This is a genomic window from Arcanobacterium sp. (ex Cirak et al. 2026), assembly GCF_053585065.1.
The window spans coordinates 123,351-137,414 of sequence record NZ_JBQJCE010000001.1 but is presented as its reverse complement, the minus strand read 5'-3'; the positions used below and the strand labels follow the sequence as shown (position 1 = coordinate 137,414).

Here is a 14,064-nt window from a genome sequence, read left to right as displayed (position 1 = left end):
CACTGGTGGAACTTACTTCCACCCCATTGTCATCAGGAACCCAATGAGCATAGCGCCGATACCGATGAAGAGGTTGATATTTCCATTCGGTAGGCCTGGGATCGGATACTGTCCATGAGTGACATAAGCAGTCACCACGAAAATCAGACCAATGAACGCAAAGACGAGCATGGTGGGAACCCACCAGCGTGGCGAGACATCCTTCATCTTGGGCTCTTTGGCTGAGCGGCGTGCAGTAACCTTTTCGTGCTCGATTGTTTCCTTGCGCTTCTTCGACTCCGGCATGCTCTTCCTATCAGACGGACGCGGACAAATATGACTGGTAACAAGACTACCGGTACCGGTGAGATAATGCGAAATACTGTCACAGTTGTATATTTGCGAGATCAGGGTCTCTAGCAACTTCATTGACATCATGACTAGTATCGACTCAGACCACTTAACAAATGGAGGATATTCGTGGCAAAACGAAAACAATCCGTATTTTCTGCGGTGATCGGCGTCATTGGTGAATTACTCATCACAGCGGGCGTGCTCATCGGCCTCTTTATCGTCTGGCAGGTATGGTACACCGATATTGCAGCGAATAAATTGCAGGCAGAGACAGTTAATAAAACAGTCAAAGAATGGGGAGTTCCGCCGTTGAAGATCGGGGCTCCTCGTTACACCGACCCGCAGATCCAGGACGTCCCCACCAAAGAAGGCCAGATCCTCGGCATCATGCGCATCCCATCCTTTGGCTACGGCTTTGAGTACACGATCCGCGAAGGTGTCGACATGGAGTCGATCCTGGACAAAGGTAACTTTGGAAAGTACAAGAACACTGCTCTTCCAGGACAAGTTGGAAACTTTTCCACAGCTGCGCATCGTCAGACCTTCGGTGCTCCCATGCGCAACGTTGCCGATCTGAAAGACGGCGATCCGATCGTCGTCGAGACGAAGGATAAGTATCTTGTCTACCGCATCACGACGTCGGATCTCATCGTTGAACCGTCGCGCGTTGAGGTTGTTGCGCCAGATCCATACGTCGCGATGGCAAAACATAATGTCAACGCTCCAGGAGCACAGAATCCAACCCGGCGTCTGCTGACCATCACCACATGTCACCCGCCGTTTGTCTCGGATCAGCGGTGGATCATCCACGCTGAACTCGACCACTGGGTCGATCGTGCAGATGGACGGCCGATCGAAATCGTCGATCCGAAGGAAGTTCCTGCAAATTACAAGGGGCCAAAACCGCTTTCGCCGTCGAACCCATCAACTCGAACCATTGCCGCGCAAGGCGCACAGAAGAAGTGAAGTAAGGAGTCCTCATGTACGGAGCATTGTGGCGTGCATTGCCCGGGCCGAAGTGGCTCAAGGCAATCGAGATGCTGATCCTCTTTGCAGCAATCGTCTATCTCTTGTTTGAATTCGTATTTCCCTGGGTACAGGAGAATTACCTAGTCATCAACAACACGGTGGGCTGAAGATAAAAGTAGTGGCGGGTTCGATTCCCGCCACTACTTTTATCTAATTCTGTTTTTGTTTCTGTGAATTCTTATCCGGCTCAGCCGAAGGATCGTCACTCGGGCTTGGAACAGGTTCAGGCGCTGGAACCGCGTCGGCAGCCTTCGCAATCCTCAATTCGATAGATACGTCGTAGGGCTGCTGGCCGGGGTTCGGACTCATCGCAATCACTGTTCCCGGAGCCACCGTGGGGTTAACCTCCTCGATTACCGTAATCTGCTTGATCTTGAGCTCATCACGCAGAACCGCCATTGCCTCATCCTTCGACAGGCTTCGAACATCCGAAAGGTCAATCTGACCCGAGGAAACCACCAGGTTCACTTCACTGCCGCGCTTGACCGAGGTTCCCGCCGCAGGATCAGTTTCGACCACGAAGTCGCGACCAATTCCAGGCGTGTTACGCGAATCAACGCGGTTCACTTTTAGGCCCGCAGCTTCGAGAGTGGCGCGTGCGGCATCTTGAGAAATGGTTCCGTTCGTGACATCAGGAACTTTCACGTCGCCGACGCCGAGGGAAAAGATCACTTCAACAGTGCTTCCCTTTGGCACAGTTTCGCCGATCGCTGGGGACGACGAGACGAACTTTCCTGATTTGATCTTCTGGTCTTCAACTGCCTTACCGATCGTCATCTTCAGACCCACAGCTTCAAGAGCTTTGCGTGCTTGTGTCTGATCCATATCCGACAAGTCTGGAACAGCAACCTGCTCGACAGTGGACTGCGTCGGCGTCGGCGTATGCTGAGAACCAGAGTTCGTGACTGCCCAGACGATACCCACGACAGCTAATGCCAGAAGCACGACAGCAGAAATGATATAGATGAGGTTGCGCTTCGAATCGCTCTCGGGCGCACCGGCAACGGGTGTCGTGTGCGTGGTGGTGGAGGTCAATGCAGTTGCATCTACTACGTGTGTCGGGGCGGGCGGTGGAGGAATCACAGGTGTGTGCTGTGACCACGTGGTCACAGCTGGCGCTGTTACTCCTTGACCGCGCATCGCGGACAGTAGATCAGAACGCATACTCTCAGCGCTTTGGTAACGATCTTCGCGCTTCTTAGCCAGGGACTTCATCACCACACGATCGAGAACGTCAGGGATGTCTGGGGCAATCGAGCTTGCGGGCTTCGGTGGCTCAGAAACATGTTGGTAGGCCACGGCAACAGCAGAATCACCTTGGAAAGGTGGCTTGCCTGTGAGTAATTCGTAGAGGACGCAGCCCGTGGAGTACAGATCCGAACGAGCGTCCACTACTTCGCCACGCGCCTGCTCTGGCGAGAGATATTGAGCTGTGCCTACAACGGAATTTGTGGAGGTCATGGTGGCGGAGGAATCAGCGATCGCCCGTGCAATGCCGAAGTCCATGACCTTGACCTTGCCCTCTGGAGTGAGCATGATATTGCCCGGCTTGATATCGCGATGAATGATGCCTTCGCGGTGCGAATATTCGAGCGCCGAAAGCACGCCGACGACGATTTGAACAGCTTCATTAATAGGCAGGGCGTCTCCACCCCCGACAAGCTTGGAGACGGTACGACCCGAAACATACTCCATCACGATGTACGGTAGCGCATAGGTGTTGCCGTTGGGGGAGAGCGTTTCCTCTTCGCCAGTATCATAGACGGCCACGATGGCCGGGTGATTTAACGCTGCTGCGCTTTGCGCCTCGCGTCGGAAGCGTGCGAGAAAAGTAGGATCCGTTGCCAGATCGGAACGAAGCACTTTAATGGCGACTGACCGCGACAGACGGCGGTCACGTCCAAGGTGCACTTCGGCCATACCACCACGGCCGATGAGCTCGCCGACCTCGTAGCGTCCGCCGAGCATCTGAGGAATATCCGTCATAACTCTTTCTCTCCCACAAAATAAAGTGCGCTTTCGACAATATTAGGAATTGTGTCCGAGTGCCTGCTTTTTACGGTTGCAGTTCGGTTACGAATCATCTGGACACCGCCTCGATCACTGCCGCGGCGATTGGACCGGCGGTACGTCCGCCGTCGCCACCATTTTCGACGAAGGCCGCAACCGCAACTTTCGGATGATCGATTGCATCGAAGCCGACGAACCAGGCATGCGGTTCAATCCCTGCTTTGATCTCAGCGGTTCCGGTCTTTCCGGCTACTTGGATTGCTCGCAATGCAGCACGCTGACCAGTGCCCTTATTAACGACGTCGATCATCATCTCACGCAATGCTTTCGCGGTTTTCGACGAGAAGGGCCGAGAAAACTCTGTGGGCGAGGTCGTTGAGATTGTGGCGAGATCAGACGTCATCGTGCTTTCCACCAGGAACGGCTTCATGAGGACGCCATCATTCGCTACGGCTGCTGCCATCATCGCCATCTGGAGAGGAGAAACTTGGATGTCACGCTGGCCGATGGAATCCTGAGCAAGCGCGGCTTTGTCTTGTGGTTCCGGGAAGCGGCTCGGACGCACTTGAAGAGGAATTGACTGGCGCTTGCCGAAGCCGAGTGCCTGAGCCATCGCATTCATTTTGTTGTAACCAAGATCGTGCCCTGCTTTCGCGAAGGTAGTGTTGCACGATTGGAGGAAGGCTTGACGTAGCTGGACTTGACCGGATCCGTCGCCACAGTGTTCTTCACCGGGATTCGAAATTGGCACGCTTGTGCCTGTCGGTGTGTACTGATAAGGAGCAGGGACTAGGGTGTCGGGGCTGGCGCCATTTTCCAACATTGTCGCAGCGGTGAGGATCTTGAAGCTTGAGCCGGGAGCATACAGATCTCCACCGATTGCTCGGTTCAACAGTGGCTTGCGAGCGTCGGCGTTGAGCTGTTTCCAGGCTTTTTGAGCGTTCGCCTTCTTGTGGGTCGCCAATGTATTGGGATCAAAGCTTGGGCGAGAAACGAGAGCCAAAATTCGTCCGGTTTCCGGTTCAAGAGCGACGACGGCGCCGCGTCGGTTTCCTAGTGCGTCCCAGGCCGCTTTTTGAGCTTTTGGGTTAATTGTGAGCTCGACGCCGCCACCCTTGGGTTGTTTTCCTGTGATGAGTTCGGAGATGCGCTGCGAAAGCAATGAATCGTCAGAGCCGCCAAGGACGGAATTTTCTTGACGTTCGATCCCTGTCATCGCATTGAATGCAACTGAGAAGTAGCCGGTGATCGGTGCGTACAGCTCGCCGTCGGCGTAGGTGCGGAGGAACTTGTATGGATCGGCTACCTGTTCCGAGCCAGCAATTGGTGTGCCGGCGACAACGATGGGGCCGCGGTCGGTTCCATACTCGCGGTACAGCGTGCGAACGTTGCGTGAATCAGCATTGAGTGATGGAGCTCGGAAAAATTGGATGTAACTTGCTGCGGCCATCAGCGTGAAGAACATCACGACCACAACGGCTGTGAGCTTGCGAAGTGGGGGATTCACAGGCGAACCACCTCCGTCATCTGGGAGTTATTGTCGTCGGGGCTTTCGGCATGAGTATCGGGTGAGTCTGCAGTGTCGTTTTCACGCAGATCCTCTGGGAGCTGACCAGTAGAGATCGATGAGAGTGGGGCTTGCGACGGGGTGAATGGGCGGCGTGCATCATCCGATATACGGAGAAGTAGGCCGGCGATCATCCAGTTTGTCAGTAACGAGGAACCTCCCAGTGCGAGGAACGGCAACGTCAGCCCTGTTAGTGGAATCACGCGGGTGATGCCACCGACCACCACAAAAACCTGCAAGGCGATGACGAAGCCGAGTCCTGTGGCGAGGAGCTTACCGAAGCCATCGTTGAGATGGAGTCCAGCATTGAATGCACGGGACACGAAGAGGAGGTAGAGACACAAGATGGCTAATGTTCCAGCCAATCCAAGTTCTTCACCGAAAGACGAGAAGATGAAATCGGAATTCGAGGCGTACACGAGAGTGGGGTAGCCGCGGCCGAGTCCAGTTCCGAAGAGCCCGCCGCTAGCCATGCCGAACCATCCATTGACCACTTGGCCTGAGCCGCCTAAAGCGTTGTACAGCTCAGGATCCATTGCGTTCAGCCACACGTTGAAGCGTGCGCGTACGTGGGCGGCCATCTGCACGATGACCCAGATACCTCCGGCTGTTAGTACGCCACCGATAGCGAGCCAGCTCACTCGCTCGGTTGCTACATAGAGCATGGCAACGAATAAGCCAAAGAAAAGCAAGGCCATGCCAAAATCTTTCTCCATTGCAAGTAAGGCCATGCAAGCGAGCCAGCCAATAAGAAGGGGAAGGATATGGCGCAGACGAGGTAGTTGAAGCCCAAGAACTTTCTTGCCAGCAAGCGAGAGATTGTCGCGCTGGGCCACTAAATAGCCAGCGAAGAAAACGGCAAGACAAATCTTGGCGAGTTCAGCTGGTTGGAAGGAGAAACCTGCTATTCGGATCCACAGTCGCGCGCCATTAATGGTTACCCCGATTCCGGGAACCATCGGCAGTAGCAGGAGAATGAGTCCGGCAATCAAAGACAGGTAGGTAAACTTTCGAAGCTTTCGGTGATCGCGGATGATGGCGATTGTTCCAAGCATGAGAATCCCGCCAACCACGCTCAGAATAAGCTGACCTTTGAGCTCTGTGTGTCCGCTGCGAGTAACAAGAGAAAAATCAATTCGATGAATCATCACCAGGCCGAGCCCGTTGAGAAGCACAGACACAGGAAGAATCAGAGGATCAGCCCAGGGCGCAAGGAAACGAACTCCCAGGTGAAGTGCCAGCACAGCAACCGTGGTCACCACTGCGACCACCACAAAATTTGGTGGGAGAACGTCTGCGGAGGTTGCTCCTCCGTTCACTCCCACATGCACGAGCACCCAGGCCATGAGAACAACAATGAGAGCGAGTGCGAGGAGGAAAAGTTCAGTTCCACGTCCTTTTTGAGGAACGCGTGAGGTAACGATGCTCATCATTTCCCTCCGTGTGTCGGTGTGGCAGAAGGCGAGGCAGTTGGTTGCCCGCTAGGTGCCGAGGTTGGTGACGCACTCGGGTGGGGCGACGGGGCGACGTGTTGTTTTGCGAGATCTTCTACTGCCTTTTGTGCATCTTCGAGAGACGAACGGGTGATCGGACTCGCAAGTAAACGCTGTCGAGCGACTTCAGTGAGATCGTCGACGGAGATGTCGGTGGTCGAGTGTAAGGAAGCGAATTCTATTGGTCCTAGGTGCTGAGGAATGCCCTGGAAGATAGCTACTTTTCCATTGTTTTCGGCAACGAAATATTGGGTCTGCGTCCACGTGTAGGTACCGAAAAGTCCGGCTGTCACGAGACTGATGATCCCAAAAATCGCTGCAATCTTGGGCCAAATCTTCCGTCGGTTCGACATGTCCTCGGGATCGTCATCGGCCATATCGTTGCGTTTGGTCAGCGCAGCTGCACGGCCGGCGGCCCCATGCCCGAGCCGTGAGGGGCGACGTCGGTCGGCTGCGGCAGAGCCCACCACGATTGGGCCACGATCGTAAGGCTGACCCGACGACGGTAGCACCTGCGCGACGACAACGGTGACGTTGTCTGGGGCACCAGCAGCGAGAGCTAAATCGATAAGCTGCGCACCGGCGTCTTCAATCTCAGGGGTGGCGAGTACTTGTGCGATCGTCTCGTTTGACACAACGCCGAATAAGCCGTCTGAGCACAATAGCCAGCGATCTCCAACCACGGCTTCGCGGATTGATTCGTCAAGATCTAGAGGCTCGGGTGAATCTCCGATGTTGCGCATGATGACGTTGCGCTTGGGATGGTGTGCGGCTTCTTCTTCGGTGAGCTGGCCGTGATCAACAAGGTATTGGACTAGCGTGTGATCGCGCGTGACCTGGGTGAGTTTGCCGTCGCGCAGGAGGTAGGCCCGAGAATCGCCGATGTGAACCATGGCTAACTTATTTGAGGTTCGCAAAATGGCGATACAGGTGGTTCCGAGGCCTTCGAGTTCGCTTTTTTCATGTGCGCGTTCGATCAAATCCTCGTGTGCCTCTGCCAGAGCACGGCGAAGGAGAGGCAGAAGTTCGTCGGCTTGATGGGTGTCGTCGATTTCAGCTAAATGTGCGATGGTCACCGAGGACGCGATATCTCCGCCGGCTGCTCCGCCCATGCCATCGGCAAGGACCAGCAGATTGGTGGAAGCATACCCAGCATCTTGGTTTGATTTTCGAACCAACCCGATGTCGGAAAAAGCCGCGTACTTGAACTGGACACTCATTGGGCCAGCTCCATCGTTGTTTTACCGATGGTCACGCGTGTGCCTGGGCGCAGAGGGATTGGAGCATGGATACGCTCAGTTCCGACCCAGGTTCCATTCGTGGAGCTTAAATCTTCAATCCACCACTGCCCGTTTTCGTTGTAGAAACGAGCATGGCGCGAGGAGGCGAAACCGTCGTCGAGAACGAGTGCAGAATCGGGTGAGCGTCCTACGGTAATGGATGCTGACCCGAGAGGGAGAGTCGTTCCAGTGAGTGGCCCAGCGACGACGACGAGACGTGGACGTGCGACAACGGAGCCGGCAGACGTCAGTGGCGTTTCGCGACGCTGTGCTCGACGCGCACGAGCTGCCGCTTTTCGATCAGTGGAGGAGCCTCGTTGGCCGCGGTCGGCAACGCGGGTTCCAAAGACGTCGGCACGGATTGTCTGTAAGACGAGTAGAACAAAGAGCCACAGAAGTGCAAGGAATCCGAAGCGAAGAACGGTGAAAAGGATCGCGTTCATAGCGCCTCCGGGGAAGTCCAAAACATGATTTTTGTACGTCCAAGGGTGATCGTATTCCCATCGACCAAAGTGGCAGCGGTGATCCGATGCCCTTCGACAAATGATCCGTTGGTGGTGTTCAAATCAGTAGCAATCACGCCACCGGGGGTAATTTTGAGTTCGAGGTGGCGGCGTGAAACACCCGAATCATTGACCACGATGTCGGCACTCGATCCACGTCCCAGCACAGTCACCTGGCCAGTAAGGACGTAACGTTCGCCGGCGACGTCGATCATGGGATTTTCAGGTGACGCGTCAGTGGTGGTGGCAGGTGCCGCCGCGCCGCGTCGGGAAGATCCGTGTACGGAGATCTTGCCCTTGGGGAGCTGCGTGGATGAGGCAAATTTGACGCGGACAGGGCCGAGGAATGTGTAGCGTTGTTCGCGTGCATAGGCGATTGCTGCGCTTGCGAGTTCAGCGCGCAGGGAATCTTCGCCCCAGTCAGTGAGTTTTTCACAGTCTTCGCCCGAGAGAGTGACGATGAAGTCGTTTGGAGCGATTACGCGATCGCGACTCATCGTGGCAGAGCGGTCATCCATGCACTTTTTGACCCCGCTCACTAGCTCGACCGGCTTCAACTCGGTACGAAAAGCCCGTGAGAACACGCTATCGACAGCGTTTTCAACTTTACGTTCGAGCCTCTCAAATGCACCCATGAACTGCTCCTCGTTAACGAAAATAAAACTTACCTAATATAACACTACTTGTTTCGCGGGCGTGGGGCACTCACCTGAGGGGCTGAGGTGGTTCTTCAGGGTTTACGTGCTGGAAATTTTATGTGTGTCACGTCACTGGTTCGGCCAGAGAGTGAGGTTTGCACCGATGGTAACTGGACAGTATTATGTTTCTTTGTTACTCATGCTCGAGTGGCGGAATTGGTAGACGCGCACGGTTCAGGTCCGTGTGGTGGCAACACTGTGGGGGTTCAAGTCCCCCCTCGAGCACCAACGAAAACCCCGATATCTCAATGAAAAGAGAGAATCGGGGTTTTGTTATTGGCCGGGAATGTCGGCCGTCAAGATTCGTATTCTTGGTGTCTGAATTAGTACACGATTATCCGTGCTTGAAGTCAATGAAAAACGCTGTGACGTATGATCCGGTGCTTAGCTTTTCTGACATGTTCAGTGATTTATGTGAATTCCTTCTTTTTCTAGGTCTAAAGTCGGGTGTAAATGGACTGGGAACCGCTCTCGCTATGTGCTGAATACCAGGGAACATTTACCTGTAGTGGGACACAAGTCCCAGTCTTAGGTCCTAGAGGGTATTTTTGTGACGACACAATGCTCTAAAAATGTCACCAACTGTTTTTCTCGTCGAGAAAGCGGGTGTACTGTGCTAGTTGAACGCGCACCGAAGTCGGAAGATCATCGGGCATAGCGTGACAGACTCGTACGAATCCGCAAGGGTTGTTCAAGAAAGGAGCTACGTTTAGTGGCTACTCAGGTTTACAAGACGCTGTCGAAAATTGTCGGCATTATCCTTGTTCTCGTTGGCATCGGCGCTCTCATTGGTGGTATGTTTGCCAACTCCTTCATTAAGCAGCAGCTGAGTGATCAGCACATCATGTTCCCACCGGCAGAAGCCATCAAGGCTCAGGTGGAGGCAGGAAAGCTGACCCAGGCTGACGGTGATGCTGTGTCGCAGTACGCTGGGCAGATCCTTGAGAATGGCGATCAGGCCAAGGTGTGGTCGGATAACTTCGTTCTCGCTCACATGGTCAGCGCTGCAAAGGCAGCCGGTATCCCTGAGGATAAGGCAAACTATGCCGCAGTCGGCGACCTTGCAACAGCTGCACAGAAGGATCTCACCGCTAAGGTGAAGGCCGATAACCCGACTGCCGACGAGAAGACCCTGAAGGTTCTGGTTGGCAAAGAAATGGCAAACCCACAGTCGAAGTATCCGGAGGCTGCGAAAGTAGCTCAGCTCCAGAAGCTTCGCACCGAAACCTTCCTCAATGGCAACACCATTCGTGGCATGTTGCTCAACGCCTACGGCTGGGGTCTGGTTGGCAAGATTGCCAACATCGCCGGCATCGGCCTGATCGTGGTGGGTATTCTCCTCGCTGCTTGGGGCTTTGTTCCTTCCAAGAAAAAGAACGCCTGATTCTTTGCACGGCGTTCTTTAAAAAGACAGTACATCAGTGCCGGGACTCGTTGAGTCCCGGCACTGATGTGTCTGCGGTGCACTGATGTGTCTGCGGTTACCGAGATCTGTGTCGACGACGTCGATGTGCTCGACCTCTGTGCTTGATGTCTTGCATCGTTGCAAGCTTTTTCGCAATATTACGATGCTGTTTGTGTTTGACTTAACCGTTTTAGTTTGGTGTGCTGAAAATGCCATGTCATTCAATGAAGAAAGGACAAGGTATGGCAAAGCAATCAACCTCTTGTCGGGGTAGCCGCCGTGCCCTCGCCATTTCGGCGACTGCGGCTCTGACCTTGACTGCGTTTGCTGCACAGGCGAATGCTGCGGATTCTGTATATCCGCAAGGAGACTATGCAGTGCGCTCCGCACAACCGATCAATCAGGGGCACAGGCTCCAAGATGTGCGTGACTGGAGCCCTGAGACCGATCCTTATGCACAGTTCATGCGAGCAGACATTCCACTCCAGCCGCGAATCGAGCACAATTCAGCTACGCAGGCCGATCCACAGCTTGACGGTAAATCCCAGATCATGCTCATGCAGGGCGATTACGGTAACTCTTTCTTTGAGAATTTCCGCGCAAATAACGACGCTAATGAGCACACTCTCCAGTTCTGGCAGTATGCAGATTACTGGAGCCCGTGGCATGGTTCTGCTTCTGTGTCAACTCCCAAGAGTCTCTACGATCCTCGATCGAGCGATTGGCGCAAGCGTGGTTTTGAATTCGGAATTGTTGATATCCCGAATCCCGCATGGACTAATGCTGCCCATCGAAACGGCGTGAAATCCATCGCTACCATCTATTTCGATCCGGCCTTCCGTCCGGCATTGACTCTCGAAGAGTCTTTTGAACCAGGCGGAAAGGGCTATATCGTGGCCCAAAAGTTGATTGAGATGGCGAAGTTCTATGGCTATGACGGCTACTTTCTCAACGACGAAGAAACAAATTTCCGTGAGGCGCGACTCAAGCCTTTCATGAAGCAGCTGACTGATGCAGGTTTGTACACCCAGTGGTACACGAACACTGACTCGCATTGGGATTCAGTTAAAGCTGAATGGACTGGCAAGGGCGCCAATAAGGTCATGGATTCAGTCTTCTTGAATTACCGCTGGAATGAGCAATCAGCGAACACTATTCTCAAGGAAATTGCTGCAGCAAAGGACGATCCTTTCGCTCAAGCATTTTTCGGTGTCGAAGCGAATAAAGCGAAGTTCCACAACGGTGACCAAACAGCCTCCGGAATTCGTGGACTCTACGTCGATAAAGAGAAGAACCATTCGCCGCGTGCGTCCATCGCCCTCTTTACTCCCTCGGATTTCTATCAGCGCGATGTCCTTGACGCAAACGACGGCCCGAAGATGAACCCTCTGTTCCAGCAGGCACCGTTCCAGTGGGTTGTTGATGGCCGCCAGCGTCTGTACTTCTCAGGTCCAACAATGAATCCGGCGTCGGCTGAATATGATGCTAATACAAGCTATCCCGACTTGAACGCAAACGGAATCAGATGGCCCGGCGTCGCTGACTTCGCCCCCGCACGGTCGGTTATCTCAGGTTCGACGTTTGCCACCAACTTCTCCATCGGCAAGGGCCTTTCCTGGTGGGACGGCGGAAAGGTGACGAACTCTTCCGAGTGGTCGAATATGGATTCCCAGGCGCTACTGCCTTCATGGCAGTGGTGGACGACGGGCGGCGGCAAACTCACCGCTGACTGGGACATGGGGAAGAATGAAAAGCGCAGCACTTTTGCTGGAAAGCCAGCAACAATCCCATTTGCGGCGCAAGGGGCCTACGAGGGTGGAAACTCGCTGGCTATCCATGGAGATACCGCAAACGACACCGTGTTGAATCTCTTTAAGACGGATCTTTCCGTCAAGAAGGGATCAGCGCTTGAGCTGACTTTCAAAAAGGTTTCTGCTGACACCGCAACAGCCAGTGTTGTCCTGACGATCAAGGGCGAAAAAGAACCGGTCGTTCTTCCGGTTGATTCCTCGAAGAAGGCTGGTGACTGGACAACTACCAAGCTGAGCTTGAAGGATCTTGCCGGTAAGACGGTGACGTCGATAGGTCTGAAATTTAGCGAGGCTAAGGGCTACCAGCTCAACCTGGGTAAGATTGCCGTCACCGATGGGCACACAGCGCCAGCAGCGCCCACCGGCGTCGAGATTCGTGGTGTATATGACGACGGTCAGCTCGTCCTCGGCTGGGACAAGGCCAAGTACGGCGATGTCGTGAATTACCGCGTCAGCGCTGTGAATGATAAAGGCCAGAGCCATCTTTTCGATGGATTCACTGATCTGGCATACATTAAAGATGCGCCAAACCGCGGCAAGGTGACCTACCAGGTGCAGGCTGTTGGAAAGGACGGTCAGCTTTCGGCGCCCACATCCGTGGTCTTCAATGGCACTGGGCTACCGATGAATCTTACGGTTGACACCACCAAGTCAAAGATCAACGATCTGACCTTCGCAGCAAAGCCACGCGAAGTGACTGTTCATTGGGAAGGCGCTGACGCCGGAAAGTGCACCGCGATTGCGCATCTCCAAAACCGCAGTGCAGACAAGATCAATACGTTCTCAACTACTGTGGACTGTGCCAAGGGCGTAGCGACAATTCCTGTGCCGTTCCTTGAGGGTTACCCTGCAGACGTGACCGTGGTGCCGCAAGGTAAGACAGTGGGATACACCACTCGCGTCAATACTCATGATGGATTCGCAGCGCCGATGCCTGCGTCTGACCTCGTCATCAAAGAGAACGGTGAGTATCGCTTCAAGAACCCCACCACGCGTGACTGGTACAAGCTTGTGGTGAGCTTCAAGCCTGAAGGCGGAGAGGCTAAGCCGCTGCGTCAGCATGTGCGTGGCGGAACAATTCGCACTGTCGGCGGTGCGGCTGCGACGACGGAGGATATCACCGTTTTCCGCACTCTCCCGGCGGCCACCGGAACGGTGATCGCTGAGCTCACGGACTATGCCGGTAACACCACTACACAGGAATTCACGATCAAGAATTATAAGGTCACCGGCGTGACCCCTAGCCCTGAGGCTGAGCCTGCCCTGTCGGACTACATTGCGGTTCACTACGCACCAATTGACGTCACCGCCGGCGGAAAGGCGCAGACCAGTGCTCCGACGTCGGCGAGCGGACGCGCACTTCCGAAGGGAACAACGTTTAGCGGAAAAGACCTGCCCGCATTCCTCTCCTTGGCGAAGGACGGGACGCTGAGCGCGAAGGTCGCCGGTGACACGAAACTTACTTCAGGAAGTTACGAGGCAAACATTGTTGTCACCTTCCCGGATAAGTCCGAGCAAACCGTCAAGGTGCAGGTGAAGCTGACGGTTCCGAAGGTTGCCGACCCGGATCCGACTACTCCGGCGGACCCGACCGCTCCGGCAGACCCGACTACTCCGGCGGATCCGACCACTCCGGCAGACCCGGCGCCAACGGCGAAGCCTGAACCGAACCCATCTGCGTCGGCGACTGCGGTTCCGTGGACGAAGTTGACTCCAGCAACTCCGCAGAAGCCCTCGAAGGGGCACAAGCAGGGAACGACGAAGCCAACTCAGTCTGATTCATCTCAGAGTTCTCAGGCTCCATCCGGCGAGCTTTCTCGTACGGGCGCATCCTCTGATGCGATGGCACTGTCAGGGCTGATCGCTGTGCTCGCAGGTGCTGTGCTGGTTGTTCGCAAACGGCGGATGAACTAGTGACATAAGGTAAAGGAGAGG

Annotated in this window: 11 protein-coding genes and 1 tRNA gene; 5 read left to right on the top strand and 7 right to left on the bottom strand. The window is 54.6% G+C overall.

What is annotated here, in order from left to right; translation table 11 throughout:
- Positions 1 to 12: 12 nt before the first annotated feature.
- Positions 13 to 285, bottom strand: a complete 273-nt coding sequence (locus tag ACTOVJ_RS00605) for a cell division protein CrgA (protein ID WP_449501554.1) — start codon at positions 283 to 285, stop codon at positions 13 to 15.
- Between the two features lie 174 nt (positions 286 to 459).
- Between ACTOVJ_RS00605 and ACTOVJ_RS00600 the strand changes: the two genes are divergently transcribed.
- Entirely contained in the window at positions 460 to 1,299 is an 840-nt protein-coding gene (locus ACTOVJ_RS00600) for a class E sortase (RefSeq protein ID WP_449503810.1), read from the top strand.
- Positions 1,300 to 1,313: 14 nt separating this feature from the next.
- Positions 1,314 to 1,469, top strand: a complete 156-nt coding sequence (locus ACTOVJ_RS00595; RefSeq protein ID WP_449501556.1) for a hypothetical protein — start codon at positions 1,314 to 1,316, stop codon at positions 1,467 to 1,469.
- 43 nt (positions 1,470 to 1,512) lie between these two features.
- On the opposite strand, the gene pknB is transcribed toward ACTOVJ_RS00595, so the two are convergent.
- From pknB to ACTOVJ_RS00565, 6 genes are all read right to left on the bottom strand, one after another.
- Positions 1,513 to 3,348 carry a Stk1 family PASTA domain-containing Ser/Thr kinase gene (gene pknB / locus ACTOVJ_RS00590; RefSeq protein ID WP_449501557.1) on the bottom strand — a complete coding sequence of 612 codons (1,836 nt, stop codon included), beginning with the start codon at positions 3,346 to 3,348 and terminating at the stop codon, positions 1,513 to 1,515.
- A gap of 94 nt (positions 3,349 to 3,442) precedes the next feature.
- The gene (locus ACTOVJ_RS00585) at positions 3,443 to 4,879 is read right to left on the bottom strand and encodes a peptidoglycan D,D-transpeptidase FtsI family protein (protein WP_449503811.1); all 1,437 of its coding nucleotides are present in this window, start codon (positions 4,877 to 4,879) and stop codon (positions 3,443 to 3,445) included.
- On the bottom strand, positions 4,876 to 6,369 hold the full coding sequence (locus tag ACTOVJ_RS00580) for an FtsW/RodA/SpoVE family cell cycle protein (RefSeq protein WP_449503812.1): 1,494 nt from the start codon (positions 6,367 to 6,369) through the stop codon (positions 4,876 to 4,878). The genes ACTOVJ_RS00585 and ACTOVJ_RS00580 overlap by 4 nt, the downstream gene beginning before the upstream one ends.
- Complete coding sequence (locus ACTOVJ_RS00575; RefSeq protein WP_449502812.1) at positions 6,369 to 7,652, bottom strand: protein phosphatase 2C domain-containing protein; 1,284 nt, start codon at positions 7,650 to 7,652, stop codon at positions 6,369 to 6,371. Before ACTOVJ_RS00575 ends, ACTOVJ_RS00580 begins: the two co-directional genes overlap by 1 nt.
- The gene (locus ACTOVJ_RS00570; RefSeq protein WP_449501561.1) at positions 7,649 to 8,155 is read right to left on the bottom strand and encodes an FHA domain-containing protein FhaB/FipA; all 507 of its coding nucleotides are present in this window, start codon (positions 8,153 to 8,155) and stop codon (positions 7,649 to 7,651) included. Before ACTOVJ_RS00570 ends, ACTOVJ_RS00575 begins: the two co-directional genes overlap by 4 nt.
- Positions 8,152 to 8,850, bottom strand: coding sequence for an FHA domain-containing protein (locus ACTOVJ_RS00565; RefSeq protein WP_449501562.1), 699 nt, complete (start codon positions 8,848 to 8,850; stop codon positions 8,152 to 8,154). Before ACTOVJ_RS00565 ends, ACTOVJ_RS00570 begins: the two co-directional genes overlap by 4 nt.
- 204 nt (positions 8,851 to 9,054) lie before the next feature.
- Here ACTOVJ_RS00565 and ACTOVJ_RS00560 point away from each other — a divergent pair.
- The 3 genes from ACTOVJ_RS00560 to ACTOVJ_RS00550 all read left to right on the top strand — a co-directional run bounded on the left by ACTOVJ_RS00560 (position 9,055) and on the right by ACTOVJ_RS00550 (position 14,043).
- Positions 9,055 to 9,141, top strand: a tRNA-Leu gene (locus tag ACTOVJ_RS00560).
- 484 nt (positions 9,142 to 9,625) lie between these two features.
- A complete protein-coding gene (locus ACTOVJ_RS00555) occupies positions 9,626 to 10,297 on the top strand; it encodes a hypothetical protein (protein WP_449501563.1) in 672 nt (223 codons plus the stop codon).
- Positions 10,298 to 10,560: 263 nt separating this feature from the next.
- The gene (locus tag ACTOVJ_RS00550) at positions 10,561 to 14,043 is read left to right on the top strand and encodes an endo-beta-N-acetylglucosaminidase (protein ID WP_449503813.1); all 3,483 of its coding nucleotides are present in this window, start codon (positions 10,561 to 10,563) and stop codon (positions 14,041 to 14,043) included.
- The last annotated feature ends 21 nt before the right edge of the window (positions 14,044 to 14,064 follow it).

Coding starts and splice junctions, on each gene's coding strand:
- ACTOVJ_RS00605 (WP_449501554.1), bottom strand. CDS start 285: ATGCCGGAGTCGAAGAAGCGCAAGGAAACAATCGAGCACGAAAAGGTT.
- ACTOVJ_RS00595 (WP_449501556.1), top strand. CDS start 1,314: ATGTACGGAGCATTGTGGCGTGCATTGCCCGGGCCGAAGTGGCTCAAG.
- pknB (WP_449501557.1), bottom strand. CDS start 3,348: ATGACGGATATTCCTCAGATGCTCGGCGGACGCTACGAGGTCGGCGAG.
- ACTOVJ_RS00580 (WP_449503812.1), bottom strand. CDS start 6,369: ATGAGCATCGTTACCTCACGCGTTCCTCAAAAAGGACGTGGAACTGAA.
- ACTOVJ_RS00575 (WP_449502812.1), bottom strand. CDS start 7,652: ATGAGTGTCCAGTTCAAGTACGCGGCTTTTTCCGACATCGGGTTGGTT.
- ACTOVJ_RS00570 (WP_449501561.1), bottom strand. CDS start 8,155: ATGAACGCGATCCTTTTCACCGTTCTTCGCTTCGGATTCCTTGCACTT.
- ACTOVJ_RS00565 (WP_449501562.1), bottom strand. CDS start 8,850: ATGGGTGCATTTGAGAGGCTCGAACGTAAAGTTGAAAACGCTGTCGAT.
- ACTOVJ_RS00550 (WP_449503813.1), top strand. CDS start 10,561: ATGGCAAAGCAATCAACCTCTTGTCGGGGTAGCCGCCGTGCCCTCGCC.